This window comes from Nocardia sp. CA-128927 (genome assembly GCF_050955855.1).
In the GTDB taxonomy this organism is placed as follows: Bacteria; Actinomycetota; Actinomycetes; order Mycobacteriales; family Mycobacteriaceae; genus Nocardia.
In genome coordinates, this window is the sequence record NZ_CP192087.1 from 344,095 (window position 1) to 360,788 (window position 16,694).

A 16,694-nucleotide genomic window follows, 5' to 3' on the forward strand; every position below is an offset into this window, starting at 1 on the left:
GCGATCAGCTGACGCCGACCGGCACCTTCAGCGTTTCCGCCGAGCGCTGCTGCAGTTCCCGCAGCTTGGCGCCTTCGACGTCGATATCGGGGATGATCCGGTCCAGCCACTTGGGCATCCACCAGGCCCACTTGCCCATCAGGATCAGCAGCGACGGGATGAGCACCATCCGGACGATGAACGCGTCGAACAGCACACCGGCGGCCAGCGCGAAGCCGAACGACTTCGCCGTCACGTCGGTCTCCAGCAGGAACGAGCCGAACACCGTGATCATGATGATCGCGGCCGAGGTCACCACGCGGGCACCGTGGTGATAACCGGCGACGACCGCTTCCTTCGGTGACTTGCCGTTGACGAACTCCTCGCGCATCCGGGTCACCAGGAACACCTGGTAATCCATCGCGAGACCGAACACCAAGCCGATCAACATGATCGGCAGGAAGCTGATCAGCGGATGCGGGTCCTCGATCAGCCCGAACTTGCCCTGCTGGAAGATCAGCACCGTCGCGCCGAACGTCGCACCCATGGACAGCAGGAAGCCGAGCGCCGCGGTCAACGGCACCAGGATCGAGCGGAACACCAGGATCAGCAGCACGAACGCGGCACCGGCGACGATCGCCAGATACGGCACGATCTTGCCGAGCAACACGTGGTCGACATCGGCGTAGATCGCGGTGGATCCGGTGATGCCGTATTCGATCCCGAACTCGGCCTGCAGCTGACCTTCCGCGCTGCGGGCGTCGCTGACCAGGTCCTTGGTGGCCTGGTTGTTCGGCCCCGACTTCGGCACGCCGTCGAGCAGCACGCCCTGCTTGTCCTCGCTCCACTTCGGCTCGGTCACGTAATCCATGCCCGGGTAGGCGGAGAGCTTGTCGCGCAACGCCTTGACCGCATTGTCCCGGTTCTCCACCGGCACCTTGGACAGGTCGGCCGCCACGTTCAGCACGCCGTTGCTGCCCTCACCGAACCCCTCGGTGCGCAGCTCGTAGGCCTTGCGGATGGTGGAGGTCTTGGGCTGGCTGTCGTCGCCGGGCAGGCCGAGGTTGAGTCCGGCCGCGGGCGCGGCGAGCGCACCGAGCACCAGGACGCTGAGGCCCAGAGCGAGCCACGGCGCCTTGCCGATCAACCGGCCGAAGCGCATGCCGTTGGTGACCGAGTGGTCGTCCTCCGGATCGTGCTGGGCGACGATCGGCAGCTTCGGCTTGAACAGGGATCGGCCGAACGCACCGAGCAGCGCGGGCATCAGCGTGATCGCGGTGAGCACCGCGAATCCCGCGGCGATCGCACCGCCGAGACCCATGAAGGTCATGAACTGCACGCCGACGATGCTGAGCCCGCCGAGTGCGATGATCACCGTGAGACCGGCGAACACCACCGCGGACCCGGCGGTGCCGAGCGCGGTACCGGCCGCCTCCTCCGCCGAATCCTGTACTGCCAGTTCGTGTTTGTATCGCGAGACGATGAAGAGCGCGTAGTCGATGGACAACGCGATACCGATCATCGACGCGAGGAACGTGGTGAAGCTCGGCACCTCGATCACCGAGGTACCCAACGTGATCAGCGAGATGGACGCGCCCAGGCCGACGATCGCGGTGATGATCGGCACGAAGGCGGCGACGATTGCACCGAACGCCACGATCATCACTACCAGCGCGACGCCCATGCCGATCATCTCGGACTTACCGCTCGGCGCCTCCTGCTTCATCGCGATCGAGCCGCTCATCTCGACGGTCAGCCCGGCATTGCGCGCGTCGGCGGCCACCGCGTAGGCCGCGTCGCGCTCCTTGTCGGTGACGTCGGTGAACTTCTTGATGGTGAACGGCACGTTCATCACCGCTACCGAATCGGGCACGGTCTTGCTGAGCACGTTTAGCGGCGCGCCACTGCACTTGCCCGGATCCGGATCGGCCAGACAGCCCATCTTCTCGGCCGCCTCGACCGGGTTCATGATCGGCTTGCTGTGGTCGACGATGTCGAGTTCGCCGAGCTTGGCGATGAACGCGTCGACGGCCGTCCGGTTCGCCGGGTCGGTGAGCTTCTGGCCCGCCGGGGCCCCGACCACATAGGTGCCGGTGACGGCGTCGAACTTGAACGCGGCGGACGCGCCCGGAAAGTGCTTGTCGAGAATGTCGTTCGCGCGCGCGGACGGCAGGTCCGGCATGCTGAAGTCGTTGGTCATCGGCTTGCTGAGCTGCGAACCCAAGCCGCCGAGGATGACGAAGAGGATGAGCCAGACGGGAAGGACTATCCACTTTCTTCGGAAAGCGAACTTTCCCCATCTATAGAGATAAACGGACACGAAGGATCTCCTAGCGATGCTGGGGGCGTGCTGATTCGGGGCCGGTGACAGCACTCGCGGGGTGCCCTGCATGCCCCCGCCTCCACGTGACGCTTTCTGCCTACCGTGCGGTAGGTAGACTATCCGAGGTCTAAGCGGAGGCACAACCTCAATTTTGCTGGCACCGTTAGCTCGGCGCACGAATGGTGAGAGGATCATCCGATGGCCGCCCGTTCCACCCCCGCCACCGTTGCCGCTGGTCGGGGTACGAAATCCGCGATCCGCGACGCCGCGGTGAAGCTATTCGGCGACAAAGGATTCGAGCAGACGAGCCTGCGTGAGGTCGCGGATGCGGTGGGAATCACAAAGGCATCGCTCTACTATCACTACGCTTCGAAGCTCGATCTGCTGCACGCGATCATCGATCCGATCATCGATCACCTGCGCTCGGTGGTGGTCGATCTCGACCAGTCGCCGCGCGACGCGGACGGCATTCGGGACGTGCTGCGCAACTACCTCCGCGGCATGGTGCACCACCGCGCCGCAGGGGCATTGGTGCTGCGCGACACCGTGACGATCGTCAACGCGATGGCCGACCGACATCCCGATCTCGTCGACGACGATCAGACCCTGCGCGAATGGCTCGCCGGACCGGACGCCACCGATGAGGCCAAACTTCGCGCGAGCGCGGCACTCGCGATGCTCGGTGTCGCGCTGATGTCCAGGGAGTTCGCGCCGGGCGCCGACGACGCCCTGGTGGAAACCACGCTGCTCGATGCGGCGACCTGCGTGCTCAACCCGCGCGGCAGCGCGTAGATTGCAGCTACTCGACGGACCAACCGGAAAACGCCAGGAGAAGCTGTGCACATCACCGCGAAGGTCGACTACGCGGTACGGACGTTGCTCGAGATCGCCCGCGCACCGCAGCTGAACCCGGCTGTGCTCGGCCCCGTCGTCCAGGCGGCGCCGGTGGTGAAGGCCGACGCGATCGCAACGGCCCAGCGAATTCCACCGAAGGTGCTGGAGACGGTGCTGGGTGACCTGCGCCGCGCCGAACTGGTGATCAGCAGGCGCGGCCCCGACGGCGGCTACTGGCTGGCCCGTCCGGCCACCGAGATCTCCGTCGCCGATGTGATCAGGGCGATCGAGGGTCCGCTGGCCTCGGTGCGCGGCGAGCGTCCCGAGGACGTCACCTACCAGGGCGCGGCCGAATCGCTGCAGCGTGTCTGGATCGCCTTGCGCGTGAATATCCGTGCGGTACTGGAGAATGTGTCGATCGACGACGTCGCCAACAATCGGCTACCCGAGTTCGTCGACGCGCTCACCAATGATCCGGGCGCATGGGCGCGTAGAGAGCGCCCGCTGAATTAGGTCCGCTGAATCAGGCAAAGCACCCGCTGAATCAGTTGCCAGGGCCACTGAATTGGACGCCAGGCGCGGCTGAGCGCCTCGACGGGAGGGCATTTATGCAGGTCAGAAATCTTTGCGACGCACGTCACTGTTCGCCGGTATTCTGCGATTCATCATGCTGATTCGACTTCTGCGCACCTATCTGTACCCCTACCGCGCCCAGCTGGCGGGGGTCGTTGTGCTGCAGTTGATCTCGGTGATCGCGATGTTGTATCTGCCGAGTCTCAACGCCGATCTCATCGACAACGGCGTAACCAAGGGCGATATCGGATATATCTGGAGCACCGGTCTACGGATGCTCGCGGTCACCGGCGTACAGATCGTCGCCTCCGGCTGCTCGGTGTACTTCGGCGCGCAGGCGGCGATGAGCGCGGGCCGCGATATGCGCGGTGCGCTGCTGCATCGCGTCGGCACCTTCTCCGCGCGTGAGGTCGGCATGTTCGGCGCGCCGTCGTTGATCACCCGCAATACCAACGACATTCAGCAGGTTCAGCTGCTCATCGCGATGTCGGCGACCATCCTGGTGATGGCCCCGATCATGTGCATCGGCGGCATCATCATGGCGTTGCGCGAGGATCTCGGCCTGTCCTGGCTGCTGCTCATCGCGGTGCCCGCGCTCGGGCTGTCGATGGGTTGGATCATCAGCCGGATGGTGCCCGGCTTCCGGGACATGCAGACCAGGATCGACGAGGTGAACCGGGTACTGCGCGAGCAGATCACCGGCATCCGAGTCGTCCGCGCCTTCGTCCGGGAACGCCAGGAGACCTGGCGCTTCGGCGTCGCCAACTCGGAGCTGACCGATACCGCGTTGCGCGTCGGCAGGCTGATGGCACTGATGTTCCCGCTGGTCATGCTGATCAGCAATGTCACCGCGGTGGCGGTGATCTGGTTCGGCGGGCACGCCGTCGACGCGGGCACCATGCAGATCGGCTCGCTCACCGCGATGCTGTCCTACATCATGCAGATCCTGATGGCCGTGATGATGGCGTCGTTCCTGGCCATGATGGCGCCGCGCGCCGCGGTCTCGGCCGACCGGATCGGCGAGGTGCTGGAGACCGAGTCCTCGGTGGTGCCGCCGAAGCTGCCGCAGCCGTTCAAGGGCGACGCGGCCGATGTCGACTTCCAGTTCGCCGAGTTCGCCTACCCCGGCGCGGAGAAGCCGGTGCTGAAAGCGATTCGGTTCCAGGTGAAGCCGGGCACGACCACCGCGATCGTCGGTTCCACCGGTTCGGGCAAGACCACGCTGCTCAACCTGATCCCGCGGTTGATGGACGTCACCGACGGCTCGGTCTACCTCGGTGGCACCGATGTCCGGCACATCGACCTGGAGCTGCTGCGCGCACAGATCGGCCTGATCCCGCAGAAGGCCTACCTGTTCTCCGGCACGGTGGCCAGCAACCTGCGCTACGGCAATCCGGACGCCACCGACGAGGACCTGTGGCGTGCGCTGGAGATCGCGCAGGCGGACGACTTCGTTCGAGAGATGGCGCAGGGCTTGGAGACTCCGGTCGCCCAGGGCGGCACCACCGTCTCGGGTGGCCAGCGCCAGCGGCTCGCCATCGCGCGGGCACTGGTCAAGCAGCCGCGGGTCTATCTGTTCGACGACTCGTTCTCCGCACTGGACCAGGCGACCGATGCCAGGTTGCGCGACGCGCTGCGCCCGGTGACCAGGGATGCCGCGGTCATCATTGTGGCGCAACGGATCACGACGATCCGCGACGCGGACCAGATCGTGGTGCTGGAGGACGGCGAGATGGCCGGAATCGGCAGTCACGAGCAGTTGATGCGGGACTGTAAGGAATACCAAGAGATCGTTTCGTCCCAGCTGAGCGCGGAGGAGGTGCGATGAGGCCAGGAATGCCGGCTCCCGGTGCGCCGGATGCCAAGGCGAAGTCGTTCGGCCCGTCGCTGAAGCGGCTGCTGCGCAGGCTCGCACCGGAGAAGAAGTTCGTCTGGCTGGTGGTGTTGCTCGCCATCACCTCGGTGGTGCTGAACACGCTCGGCCCGTACATGCTCGGCAAGGCGACCAACCTCGTCTTCGACGGCGTGGTCGGCAAGCAGCTGAAGTTCCCGCCGGGGACCACCAAGGATCAGGCGGTCGAGTACCTGCGGTCCAAGGGCGACAACACCTTTGCCGACATGCTCAGCGCGATGGATGTCGTGCCCGGCGTCGGCATCGACTTCACCGCCGTCGGCCATGTGCTCATGCTGGTGCTCGCGCTCTACATCGGCGCCTCGGTGTTCGGCTGGTTGCAGGCCTTCCTGCTGAACATGGTGATCAACCGGACGGTCAAGCGGCTGCGCAGCGACATCGAGGACAAGATCCATCGACTTCCGTTGCGCTACTTCGATTCCCAGCCGCGCGGTGACATGCTGAGCCGAGTCACCAACGACGTCGACAACGTGTCGCAGAGCCTGCAGCAGACGATGAGTCAGCTGATCGTCTCGGTGTTCACCGTGATCGGCATCCTGGTGATGATGTTCTGGATCTCGCCGATGCTGGCGCTGATCGCCCTGCTCACCGTGCCCGCCGCGATCACCGTCACCGCACTGATCGCGAAACGCTCCAAGCCGCACTTCGTGGACCAGTGGAAGCACACCGGTCTGGTGAACGCCCAGGTCGAGGAGGCCTACACCGGGCACGAGATCGTCACCGCGTTCGGTCGCAGCCGGGAGGTCGGCGCGGAGTTCGACAAGCGCAACGAGGAGCTCTACCAGTCGAGCTTCAAGGCGCAGTTCATCTCCGGGCTGATCATGCCCGCGATCATGTTCCTCGGGAACGTGAACTTCGTGCTGGTGGCGCTGGTCGGCGGCCTGCGGGTGGCGACGGGTCAGCTCTCGCTCGGCGAGGTGCAGGCCTTCATCCAGTACTCGCGTCAGTTCAGCCAGCCGCTCACCCAGATCGGCGCGATGGCCAACCTGCTGCAGTCCGGCGTCGCCTCGGCCGAGCGGATCTTCGAGATCCTCGACGCCGAGGAGCAGAGCCCGGATCCGATCGCGGCCGATACCCGGCCGGTCGATCGCGGCGAGGTCGAGTTCGAGGGCATCTCCTTCCGCTACGAGGAGGAGAAGCCGGTGATCGAGCGGCTGTCGCTGATCGCCGAGCCCGGCCACGTGGTCGCCATCGTCGGTCCCACCGGCGCGGGCAAGACCACGCTGGTGAATCTGCTGATGCGGTTCTACGAGCTCGACTCCGGCGCGATCACCATCGACGGTGTCGACATCACCCGGATCACCCGCGACAACCTGCGTTCCCGCATCGGCATGGTGCTGCAGGACACCTGGTTGTTCAAGGGCACCATCCGGGAGAACATCGCCTACGGCAACCCGAACGCCAGCGAGGAAGACATCCTCGCCGCCGCGCGGGCCGCCTATGTGGACCGTTTCGTGCACGCGCTGCCCGATGGCTACGACACCGTCATCGACGAGGAGGGCTCCGGCGTCAGCGCCGGTGAGAAGCAGCTGATCACCATCGCCAGGGCGTTCCTGGCGAAGCCGTCCATCCTGATCCTGGACGAGGCGACCAGCTCGGTGGATACCCGCACCGAACTGCTGGTGCAGCACGCGACCGCGGCCCTGCGCCGCGACCGCACCAGCTTCGTCATCGCGCATCGCCTGTCCACCATCCGCGACGCCGATCTGATCGTCGTCATGGAGGCGGGCCGGATCGTCGAGCACGGCACGCACGAACGCCTGCTGGAGGAGCGCGGCGCCTACTACCGCCTCTACAACGCACAGTTCGCGGCGGCCTCGGCCGACGTATAGCGCTAGATCAAGGGCCGCTTCGCCGTTCGCATCGGCGGGGCGGCCCCTGTGCTGTCTTGCCGACCACCGCCTTCGGCCGGGGTGTTCGTGCCTGGGAGGATGTCCGGGTGTCAGACCCCGGTTCCTTCTCGTTCACCGTCGGTACCCGCCTCGATGGGCGGCACGGCCGATCGGGCGTGATCAACACCCCGCACGGCTCGATCGCCACCCCCGCGTTCATCCCGGTGGGCACCAAGGCGACGGTGAAGGCGGTGCTGCCGGAGACGATGCGGGAGATCGGCGCGCAGGCGCTGCTGGCCAACGCCTACCACCTCTACCTGCAGCCGGGCTCCGACATCGTGGACGAGGCGGGCGGGCTCGGCAAGTTCATGAACTGGCCCGGCCCCACCTTCACCGACAGCGGCGGCTTCCAGGTGATGTCGCTGGGTGTCGGTTTCAAGAAGGTGCTCGCGATGGAGGCGGTCGACGTCCGCAGCGACGACGTGATCGCGAAGGGCAAGGAGCGGCTGGCCACCGTCGACGACGACGGCGTCACCTTCCGCTCGCACCTGGACGGCTCGAAGCACCGGTTCACCCCCGAGGTGTCCATGGGCATCCAGCACCAGCTCGGCGCCGACATCATGTTCGCCTTCGACGAGCTCACCACCCTGCTCAATACCCGCGGCTACCAAGAGAAGTCGCTGCAGCGCACGCACGAGTGGGCGCAGCGTTGCATCGACGAGCACGAACGACTGACCGCGGCCCGCACGCACCGCCCGTACCAGGCGCTGTTCGGGGTGATCCAGGGCGCGCAGTACGAAGACCTGCGGCGCAAGGCCTGTCGCGGGCTGGAGTCGTTGCGCGGTAGCGAGGGAACGAGTTTCGACGGTTACGGCATCGGTGGCGCGCTGGAGAAGAGCAACCTCGGCACCATCGTCGGCTGGTGTTGCGACGAGCTGCCCGAGGACAAGCCGCGGCACATGCTCGGCATCAGCGAGCCCGAGGACATCTTCACCGCGGTGGAGCACGGCGCCGACACCTTCGACTGCGTGAACCCGTCCCGGGTCGCCCGCAATGCCGCCATCTATGTCGCCGAGGGCCGATTCAATATCAACACCAGCCGGTTCCGGCGCGACTTCACCTCGATCGACGACACCTGCGACTGCTACACCTGCGCCAATTACACCCGCGCCTACCTGCACCATCTGTTCAAGGCCAAGGAAATCCTCGCGGCCACCCTGTGCACAATCCACAACGAGCGCTACACCATTCGGCTGGTCGACCGTATTCGCGCAAGCATCGAGGGCGGCTATTTCGACGAACACAAGGCCGAGACGCTGGGGCGCTGGAAGGGCCGCATTCCGACCCCGTAATCCGGTGGCCCCGAACTCCACAGCGTGAAGTTCGGTGGCCGCCAACATCTTTCAGCTGAGTAGCGCGGGTTCTTTGCTCGGTGCATAGGTCGGTTCGTGCTTCTTGAGCCAGGCGATCACTCGATAGGTGATCGGCAGCACGATGATCTCCGCGAGCGTCTTCCACAGGAAGCCGACGATCACGTAGTTCACGAACTGACTCCACGAGTCGATGCCGATGGCGGTGGCCGCGATCGAGCAGAAGATCAGCGTGTCACCGAACTCGCCGACCACGGTGGAGCCGATCAGGCGCGCCCACAGGTGCTTTTCCTTGGTTCGTTCCTTGATCAGCACCAGCGTCGCGGAGTTCAGCATCTCGCCGACGAAATAGCCGGCCAGGCCCGCCGCGACCAGCTGTGGCGTGGTGCCGATGACGGTGCGGAACGCGTCCTGGTTCTCGTAGAACGACGCTGCGGGCAACTCGATCGCGATCTTGAAGCACACCGCGACCAGCAGCAGGATGGCGAAGCCGTAGTAGATGGCCCGGCGCGCGGACTTGAAGCCGTAGATCTCGCTCAGCACGTCGCCGAGGATGTAGGCCAGGGGGAAAAGGAACCAGGCGCCGTCGGTGCTGATCGGTAGCACCTCGATGGGCCCGAGCTGCACCGAGTGGTCGGTGAAGAACTGCACGCCCTTGGTCGCACAGATGTTAGAGATGATCAGCGTCGCCGTGAACAACGCCACGATCGGTGTGTAGTACCCCCGCGCTACCTGGGCGAATGCCGCATGGTCCGGCGCGGGGTGCCCAGATTCGGGGACTTCGGTTTTATTCGGCTCACTCACCCGCATCATCCAACCAGGTTGTGGAATACCCTGTAGCAATGACGAATCCCGGCGATTCCGACGAATGGTGGAAACAGTACGGCGGCCAAGGCGTATCGCCGGAATCCGGTGCGCAGAGCTCGGTTCCGCAATACCCGAACGCTGAACAGCCATCGGGGTACCCGTCGGCGCCGCAGTACCCGCAACAGCCCGCCCAGCCCATGACGCCGCCGCCGCAACAGCAATACCCGGGCTATCAGCAGCCGCAACAACCGTATGGGCAGCAGCCTCAGCAGCCGTATGGCCAGCCGCCGAACTACGGTTACCAGCCCGCCTATCAGCCGTACGGGGTGCCGCAGTCGCAGGGCACCAACGGCATGGCGATCGGCGCGCTGATCTCCTCGCTGGCCGGGTTCGTCACCTGTGGCCTCGGCTCGATCGTCGGGATCATCCTCGGCGTCATCGCGTTGAACCAGGTCAAGCAGAGCGGCCAGGAAGGCAAAGGCATGGCGCTGGCCGGTATCTGGATCGGCGTCGGCGCGATCGTGCTCGCCATCCTGTGGTTCGTCGTCGTGCTCGTCGCAGGCACTACGTAGCCGCGACCCCCACCAAAACGTCAGGGGCGCACCCGATAACGGGTGCGCCCCTGCGCGTGTCTTCAGCCGATCGGCGTCAGGACTTGACGACCTGGGTACCACCGGCGAACTTGTCGTGCCAACCCTGCTTGTTCGGGTCCTGCGAGATGGTGACCATGATGTAGATGGCGAGGCCGAGCGAGACCAGTCCACCGACGCACGGGATGATGCTCGCCGCGATGAACACGTTGCGCTTCAGCGAGGTGACCGGCTCGATCTTGGCCGCGCCGCCGGGGGCGAGCACCTTCAGGCCCAGCACCTTCTTGCCGATGGTGGTGCCCTGCGAGGTCTCCATGCCGACGAAGTAGGCGAGCTGCACCAGGGTCCAGACCAGGCCGAGGCCGATGATCAGCCCGAAGCTGTTCTTCACCAGGAAGTAGATGATCAGGTACGGAATGTAGAGGATGAGTGCGTCGATGACGCGCGCACCGATGCGGGTGCCGAGGTCACCCGGCTGCCCACCGTACTGGTTGAAACCGCCCGGCTGCTGCGGGTACTGGCCGTACTGATCCGGCTGGCCGTACTGCGGCTGCTGGCCGTACTGGGGCTGCTGGCCATACTGCGGGGGCTGCTGGCCGTATTGCGGCGGCTGCTGACCGTACTGCTGGCCGCCCTGGGGGAACTGTTGGCCGCCTTGCGGGAACTGCTGCCCGCCCTGCGGATGCTGCTGGCCGCCTTGCGGGTACGGCTGCTGCCCATACGGCTGCCCGCCCTGCGGATATTGGTTGGGGTCGTACCCACCGCTTGTCATAGTTTGTCCTCGTCGAGTGATCAGTAGTTGGACGAATGCGTACGTTACGGACATCGACTGCGTTGCAACAACCCATTCCCGTCGAGTATCCACGGTTCGCGCGGCAGATGTGCCGGGTCGAAGCTGTCCAGCAACTCCGCCGCCGAGGTCGCCAGGTAGCCGAGCGAGTGGGCCAGCGCGGCCACGACCTGGTCGGGCGTGTTGCCGAGCGCGCGTTGATCGGCGAGGGTCACCGCACCGTCGCGCTTTGCCAGACGTTGTCCCTCGGCGTTGAGAACCAGTGGAACATGGGCATAGTGCGGCACCGGAAGCTCGAGCAGTGTCGTGAGATAGGCCTGACGCGGGGTGGACGGTAGCAGGTCGTCGCCGCGCACCACCTGATCGATGCCCTGCGCCGCGTCGTCGACCACCACCGCGAGGTTGTAGGCCGGGATGCCGTCGCCGCGCCGCAGCACCACGTCATCCACCGGTGCGCGGTAGCGCTCGTGCAGGTCGTCGATGATCTCGAATTCGGTTGCCGCGGCACGCAAACGCAGCGCGGCCGGACGGCCTTCTTCGCGAAACCTGGTGCGTGCCTGGTCGGTCAGGGCGCGGCAGGTGCCCGGATAGGCGCCGAGCGGGCCGTGTGGCGCCGTTGCCGCCTGCTGGATTTCTCTTCGCGTGCAGAAACATTCGTAGGTGAGTCCGGCGGCGGTGAGTCGGTCGATGGCTGCCTGGTAGTACGGCAGACGCTCGGATTGCCGGACCACCGGGCCGTCCCAGTCGAGGCCGATCGCGGCCAGGTCGTCCAGCTGCCGCTGTTCGGCGCCCGGGCGGACTCGGTCCAGATCTTCCACCCGGATCAGGAAGCGCCGACCGGTCGAGCGGGCGAAGGCCCAGGCGAGCAGTGCCGTGCGCAGGTTTCCCACGTGCAGATCCCCGGACGGGCTCGGCGCGTACCGGCCCGCACCCGGCTCAGGCACGGGCCTGGCTCGGGCGCGATGACGTGGACACGGTGCCCATCGTAGATATCAGCCGCGCAGCTGCGGCGTCAGCTCCTCCGGCGAGATCGGTGTCTGCGCGTCCAGGGCGTCGATCAGTGCCTGGGAGTGTGAGATCAGTCCGGCGTGGTCGATGCCGTACGTGTCCGCGCCGTCGGCTGGCCGGTACTCGGTCAGCCGGGTGACCGCACGGGTGAGCAGGGTGCGCGCGCCCTTGGGATTACCGCGCTGGATGTGTGTGACGCCGACAGCAAGCTGGGCAAGTGCCTGCCACAGCATCCGCTCGGCGAACGGTCCGTTCTTCCATGCGGCCTCTAATACCTCGTGCGCGTTGAATGCCAAACCGTCGTCCAGCAGTTGCTGAGCGAAGGTGAGGGTTTGCTGTGGCGGTAGGTCCAGATCGTCGGGAATTCGGGCAACTCCGACACTGCCGGGTGGTAGCGGACGGCCCAATCGGTCACGCGGACGAGAGTTATGGGCGCGACCTGCGTCGTCGCGATCGCGGTCAACCATGCCTTCCATCATGCCCGCCCCCGGCGGTGGCGTCGATGCGCCAGTGTCCACAGAAAGAAACAATCACGGATCACGGAGCAATCACATCGGCCGAAAAGTTTGCGGTTGACCGATCAAGGGAATGGTCGATACCTGCTGGCAATGTTTCCGCAACATTTCATCTTCGCAAACTTGGCAATTGCGATGATTCAATAAGCAAGAGGCGGGCAAACTTTCGAACGACCTGCTAGTGTTTATCGCGCGGGGGCAACCTCGTGGGGTGTATTCCACCCCGACGTACAGTGCGATAACGACGCACCGTGTAGTTGCGTGCTTCCGATAGGCGCACAGGGGATTCGGCGTTGCTTGGCCGGGTGCCGGTGCTAGTTGAACGATGTCAGAAGAAATCTCGTTCTCGACGCAGCAAAGGAGCTAGTGCCGTGGAGGTTGATTTGACGGATGCTGTGTGGCGCAAGAGCACATACAGCGGCCCTGATGGGAACTGTGTGGAAGTCGCCTTTCTGGTCGACGGCAAAATCGCGGTCCGTGACACCAAGGACAACGGATATGGCCCGGTACTGGCGTTTGCCCCGGGTCAGTGGGATGCATTCCTAACTGGAGTGGCGCAGGGGGAGTTCGGTCGCGCCTGATAACAGCAGGTCGCTTGAACAGGCACTATGGGCCCCGGGTCGGCACGGACTCGGGGCCTTCGCAATATTCGGGCACCGGGGTTTTCCGGCGTCCGAATACTTGCGTGTCGGGATAATGCGCGTGCGTCAGCTAATGGCCGTCGGCTATCGGGCCGAGCCGTTACCGCCCGAGCCGTTCCCATCCCGGCTACCGCGTTCCTGGTAATTCCGTAGCACCGCGAGCTGCCGCCGCTCTTCCTCGTGGTCGGTCTCGTGATTGCGCTCGGACTCCTGCCACGGATCGGCCCGGAAGAAGCTGCCGGTCCCCGGCTTGCCCGCCAAGCCGAGCTTGCTCATCTTCTTCGGCACCGGCGCGCCCTGGTACTCCAGCGGAATCGGATGACCGTGGTCGTCCACCGGGCCGAGCGGCTGATGGAGCTCGATGTACTCGCCGTGCGGCAGTCGCCGGACCACGCCGGTCTCGACGCCGTGCGCCAGCACCTCCCGGTCGCCGCGTTGCAGACCCAGGCAGATTCGATAGGCCGCGAAGTAGGCCAGCGGCGGGACCAGCAGGATGCCGATCCGGCCGATCCAGGTCGTCGCGTTCAGCGAGATGTCGAACTTGTAGGCGACGATGTCGTTCACGCACGACAATGTGAGCACGACATAGAACGCGATCGACATCGCACCGATCGCGGTGCGCACCGGCACGTCACGCGGGCGTTGCAGCAGGTTGTGGTTGACGTCCCTGTCGCCGGTGAGCCGCTTCTCGATCCACGGATAGGTGATCAGTACCGTGAACACCAAGCCCATGATCAGCGCGCCCCACACCGGGGCGGGCACCGTATAGCGGCCCAGATATAGCTCCCATGGCGGGATGAGGCGCATCATGCCGTCGGTCCACATCATGTAGAAGTCCGGCTGTGAACCCGAGGAGATCTGAGAAGGGTTGTACGGGCCCATGTTCCAGATCGGGTTGATCTGCAACAACCCGCCCATGATGGCGACGATGCCGAGGGTGAACGCGAAGAACGAGCCCTGATCCAGCGAGAACACCGGCACGATACGGGCGCCGACCACGTTGTTCTCGGTGCGGCCCGGACCGGGGAACTGGGTGTGCTTCTGGTACCAGACCAGCGCGACGTGTGCCGCGATCAGTGCGAGCATGATGCCGGGGAAAAGCAGCACATGCGCGATGAACAGGCGCGGGATGATGATGGTGCCCGGATAGTCGCCGCCGAACATCAGCCAGTGCATCCAGGTGCCCATGATCGGGATGCCGAGCGTGATGGACGAGAACGCCGCCCGCAGGCCGGTCCCCGAGAGCAGGTCGTCGGGCAGCGAGTAGCCGAAGTACCCCTCGAACATCGCCAGGATCAGCAACAGCGAGCCGATCACCCAGTTCGCCTCACGCGGCTTGCGGAACGCGCCGGTGAAGAAGACCCGGAACAGGTGCACGATGATCGACGCCGCGAAAAGCAGTGCGGCCCAATGGTGTACCTGCCGCACGAACAATCCGCCACGCACCTCGAACGAGATGTTCAGCGCCGTCTCGTAGGCCCGCGACATGGTCACGCCGCGTAACGGCTGGTAGGAGCCGTCGTAGACCACCTCGGTCATGGACGGGTCGAAGTACAAGGTCAGATACACGCCGGACAGCAGCAGGATGATGAAGCTGTACAGCGCGATCTCGCCGAGCAAGAACGACCAGTGCGTCGGAAAGACCTTGTTGATCGAGCGCTTGAGGAAGTTGGCGGCCTGATATCGCTCGTCGGCGGAATTCGCCTGCGCGCTGACCTTGCGACCGAGTTGAGTTGCCATGGTCGACACCCCGCCCCTGGGAGAGTGGTATGCGTTCTACTACAGACGGTAGCAGGTACCCCGTACGGAATCGATAGCTTTTCCCGGATCTACTTGCAGACCAAGATCATTCGCCGCTCGCCCGTCGTCAACTCTGCTCTCGAACGGGACATGAGGGCGGACCTTCTCGACGATTGCCGCGGTCATGTCCCGTTGGGCGCGAGCCGCTGACTGGCGGGTTCGATAGTGTCGGGCGGTGAGTTCGATGGCGCCGCAGGACGCGACGATGTACTGGCTGTCGGGCCGTACTCGTAACGATCTGTTCCTGCTGTACTGCTTCACCGACAGCGGGTGCCCGTCCGCGGATCTGCGCGCCTTCGTCGGCGAACGTAGCGCGCGAATCGCCGACCTGCGGGTCCGGGCGCGTTCCGTGCCGCGCGATCTCGACTACCCGTCATGGGTGCCGTGCGAGTTCACCCCCGATCAGTTCGTCGAGCATGTGCTGCCGAAGCCGGATTGGGCGCACCTTCAGGCCGCGCTCGGCGAGGTGGTCGATACCGGGGTGGATGCGGCGGTGCGGCCGTGGCGATTGCACGTGTTCCGCGGCATCACTGATGCGCCTGCGCAGGAACACACGAGCCCGGCACTCGTAGCGGTTCTGCAGATGTCGCATGCCCTCGCTGATGGTCGTCGCGCCGCCGAAATCGCGCGGGCGCTGTTTGCCGAGGCGGACATGGAAGTTGGCGCAACACCGGAGCCCATGGTGGGCGTTCCGCTCACCGATCGACTGCCCGGAGCGCGGGCGCTGGCCGCCTTGGTGGCGCGCGCGAGGTCGTTCGGTTCCAGGGCGGTCGATGCGAAGTCGGCCGGTGCCGAGGTGGCCGAATTCGGACCTTCTGCCACGCTCGGGGATTCGGCGGCTGATCTGCTTCGCGTTCCGATCGGTTTAGCGACCTCCGCGCCAGTGGATGCGGTGTTGGCGGTGCCACGAATGCCGATTCGGCTGGCCCGGACGGCTTTCCGTGGTTATCAGGCGTTTCGCGCGCAGCAGGAGCTTGCCGGGCTCACCACGGCGGGTCGGCTGCCGCCGCCCGGGCCTGACTTTCCGCCCAGCCTGGTCAATCAGGCTGCGGTGGACGCGGATTCGGCTCATCAGGTGCGAATGATCGTGTGCGAGGCCGCATCGTTGCGTGTTCCTGAACGCACGGTGACTGTTGTCGTGCTGACCGCCGTGTCGCTCGCGCTCGCGCGCTACCTCGAAGAACGGGGCGGTCCGGTGGAGCGGCTCGGAGCGCAGGTGCCCATGGCGCTGTCCGACACCGCAATGCCGAACGCGCGCAACAACTATCGCAGCCTCAGTGTCGATCTCTGCATCGATGAACCCGATCTCCGCCTTCGTGCCGACAAGATCGCCGCGGCCATGGCCGACCGGCGCTTACGTGCACAGCATCCCCTGTTGATGGCGCAGGATCGCGTCACCGCCGTCGTCCCCGCACCGATGCTCCGCCGCGATATCGCCCGCTATCCCCTTGATGCGGTGCCCGATTCGATCGCCGGACACACGGTCGTTTCCAGCGTGCACCGCGGCCCGGCGAACCTCACCTTCGGCGGCCGGGTCTGCTTCACCGGCGGCTTCCCGGCGATCGGCTCGGTCATGCGCTTGACCCACGGTGTGCACGGACTCGGCGAGACAGTCACGATCTCACTCCATGCGGATACCGCGACACTTCCGGATCTCGACGTTTACGCGGAGCTGCTGGGTGCCGCGTTGGACGAGGCAGCGCAAAGCTTGAAGTAATTG

The 16,694-nt window shown here is 65.3% G+C and carries 14 protein-coding genes; 8 read left to right on the forward strand and 6 right to left on the reverse strand.

Annotated features, from left to right (window positions below; all coding sequences use genetic code 11):
- Positions 1–4: 4 nt before the first annotated feature.
- Positions 5–2,299, reverse strand: a complete 2,295-nt coding sequence (locus tag ACQPW1_RS01650) for an MMPL family transporter (RefSeq protein WP_433661006.1) — start codon at positions 2,297–2,299, stop codon at positions 5–7.
- Between the two features lie 201 nt (positions 2,300–2,500).
- On the opposite strand from ACQPW1_RS01650, the gene ACQPW1_RS01655 reads away from it, so the two are divergent.
- The 5 genes from ACQPW1_RS01655 to tgt all read left to right on the forward strand — a co-directional run bounded on the left by ACQPW1_RS01655 (position 2,501) and on the right by tgt (position 8,805).
- On the forward strand, positions 2,501–3,094 hold the full coding sequence (locus tag ACQPW1_RS01655; protein ID WP_433661007.1) for a TetR/AcrR family transcriptional regulator: 594 nt from the start codon (positions 2,501–2,503) through the stop codon (positions 3,092–3,094).
- A gap of 45 nt (positions 3,095–3,139) precedes the next feature.
- A complete protein-coding gene (locus tag ACQPW1_RS01660; RefSeq protein ID WP_433661008.1) occupies positions 3,140–3,649 on the forward strand; it encodes an RrF2 family transcriptional regulator in 510 nt (169 codons plus the stop codon).
- A gap of 154 nt (positions 3,650–3,803) precedes the next feature.
- Positions 3,804–5,537 (forward strand): ABC transporter ATP-binding protein, encoded by a 1,734-nt coding sequence (locus tag ACQPW1_RS01665; protein WP_433661009.1) that lies wholly within the window; start codon positions 3,804–3,806, stop codon positions 5,535–5,537.
- Entirely contained in the window at positions 5,534–7,453 is a 1,920-nt protein-coding gene (locus tag ACQPW1_RS01670) for an ABC transporter ATP-binding protein (protein WP_433661010.1), read from the forward strand. Before ACQPW1_RS01665 ends, ACQPW1_RS01670 begins: the two co-directional genes overlap by 4 nt.
- 107 nt (positions 7,454–7,560) lie before the next feature.
- The gene (gene tgt, locus ACQPW1_RS01675) at positions 7,561–8,805 is read left to right on the forward strand and encodes a tRNA guanosine(34) transglycosylase Tgt (RefSeq protein ID WP_433661011.1); all 1,245 of its coding nucleotides are present in this window, start codon (positions 7,561–7,563) and stop codon (positions 8,803–8,805) included.
- A 51-nt stretch (positions 8,806–8,856) separates the two neighbouring features.
- Here the strand turns inward: tgt and ACQPW1_RS01680 are convergent, their stop codons facing one another.
- Complete coding sequence (locus tag ACQPW1_RS01680; protein ID WP_433665588.1) at positions 8,857–9,633, reverse strand: queuosine precursor transporter; 777 nt, start codon at positions 9,631–9,633, stop codon at positions 8,857–8,859.
- Between the two features lie 32 nt (positions 9,634–9,665).
- Here ACQPW1_RS01680 and ACQPW1_RS01685 point away from each other — a divergent pair, with 32 nt between their 5' ends.
- Positions 9,666–10,202 carry a DUF4190 domain-containing protein gene (locus tag ACQPW1_RS01685; RefSeq protein ID WP_433661012.1) on the forward strand — a complete coding sequence of 179 codons (537 nt, stop codon included), beginning with the start codon at positions 9,666–9,668 and terminating at the stop codon, positions 10,200–10,202.
- A 76-nt stretch (positions 10,203–10,278) separates the two neighbouring features.
- Here the strand turns inward: ACQPW1_RS01685 and ACQPW1_RS01690 are convergent, their stop codons facing one another.
- The 3 genes from ACQPW1_RS01690 to ACQPW1_RS01700 are packed head-to-tail and all read right to left on the reverse strand — an operon-like array spanning position 10,279 to position 12,485.
- Entirely contained in the window at positions 10,279–10,992 is a 714-nt protein-coding gene (locus ACQPW1_RS01690; RefSeq protein WP_433661013.1) for an RDD family protein, read from the reverse strand.
- Positions 10,993–11,036: 44 nt separating this feature from the next.
- Positions 11,037–11,954 carry a tRNA glutamyl-Q(34) synthetase GluQRS gene (gluQRS, locus tag ACQPW1_RS01695; protein ID WP_433661014.1) on the reverse strand — a complete coding sequence of 306 codons (918 nt, stop codon included), beginning with the start codon at positions 11,952–11,954 and terminating at the stop codon, positions 11,037–11,039.
- A gap of 48 nt (positions 11,955–12,002) precedes the next feature.
- The gene (locus tag ACQPW1_RS01700; protein ID WP_433661015.1) at positions 12,003–12,485 is read right to left on the reverse strand and encodes a DUF309 domain-containing protein; all 483 of its coding nucleotides are present in this window, start codon (positions 12,483–12,485) and stop codon (positions 12,003–12,005) included.
- 419 nt (positions 12,486–12,904) lie between these two features.
- Between ACQPW1_RS01700 and ACQPW1_RS01705 the strand changes: the two genes are divergently transcribed.
- Positions 12,905–13,114: a DUF397 domain-containing protein gene (locus tag ACQPW1_RS01705; RefSeq protein ID WP_357379921.1), complete on the forward strand. Its 210-nt coding sequence runs from the start codon at positions 12,905–12,907 to the stop codon at positions 13,112–13,114.
- Between the two features lie 144 nt (positions 13,115–13,258).
- Here the strand turns inward: ACQPW1_RS01705 and qcrB are convergent, their stop codons facing one another.
- Entirely contained in the window at positions 13,259–14,914 is a 1,656-nt protein-coding gene (qcrB, locus tag ACQPW1_RS01710) for a cytochrome bc1 complex cytochrome b subunit (RefSeq protein ID WP_433661016.1), read from the reverse strand.
- Positions 14,915–15,158: 244 nt separating this feature from the next.
- On the opposite strand from qcrB, the gene ACQPW1_RS01715 reads away from it, so the two are divergent.
- Positions 15,159–16,691, forward strand: a complete 1,533-nt coding sequence (locus ACQPW1_RS01715; protein ID WP_433665589.1) for a wax ester/triacylglycerol synthase domain-containing protein — start codon at positions 15,159–15,161, stop codon at positions 16,689–16,691.
- Positions 16,692–16,694: the final 3 nt, after the last annotated feature.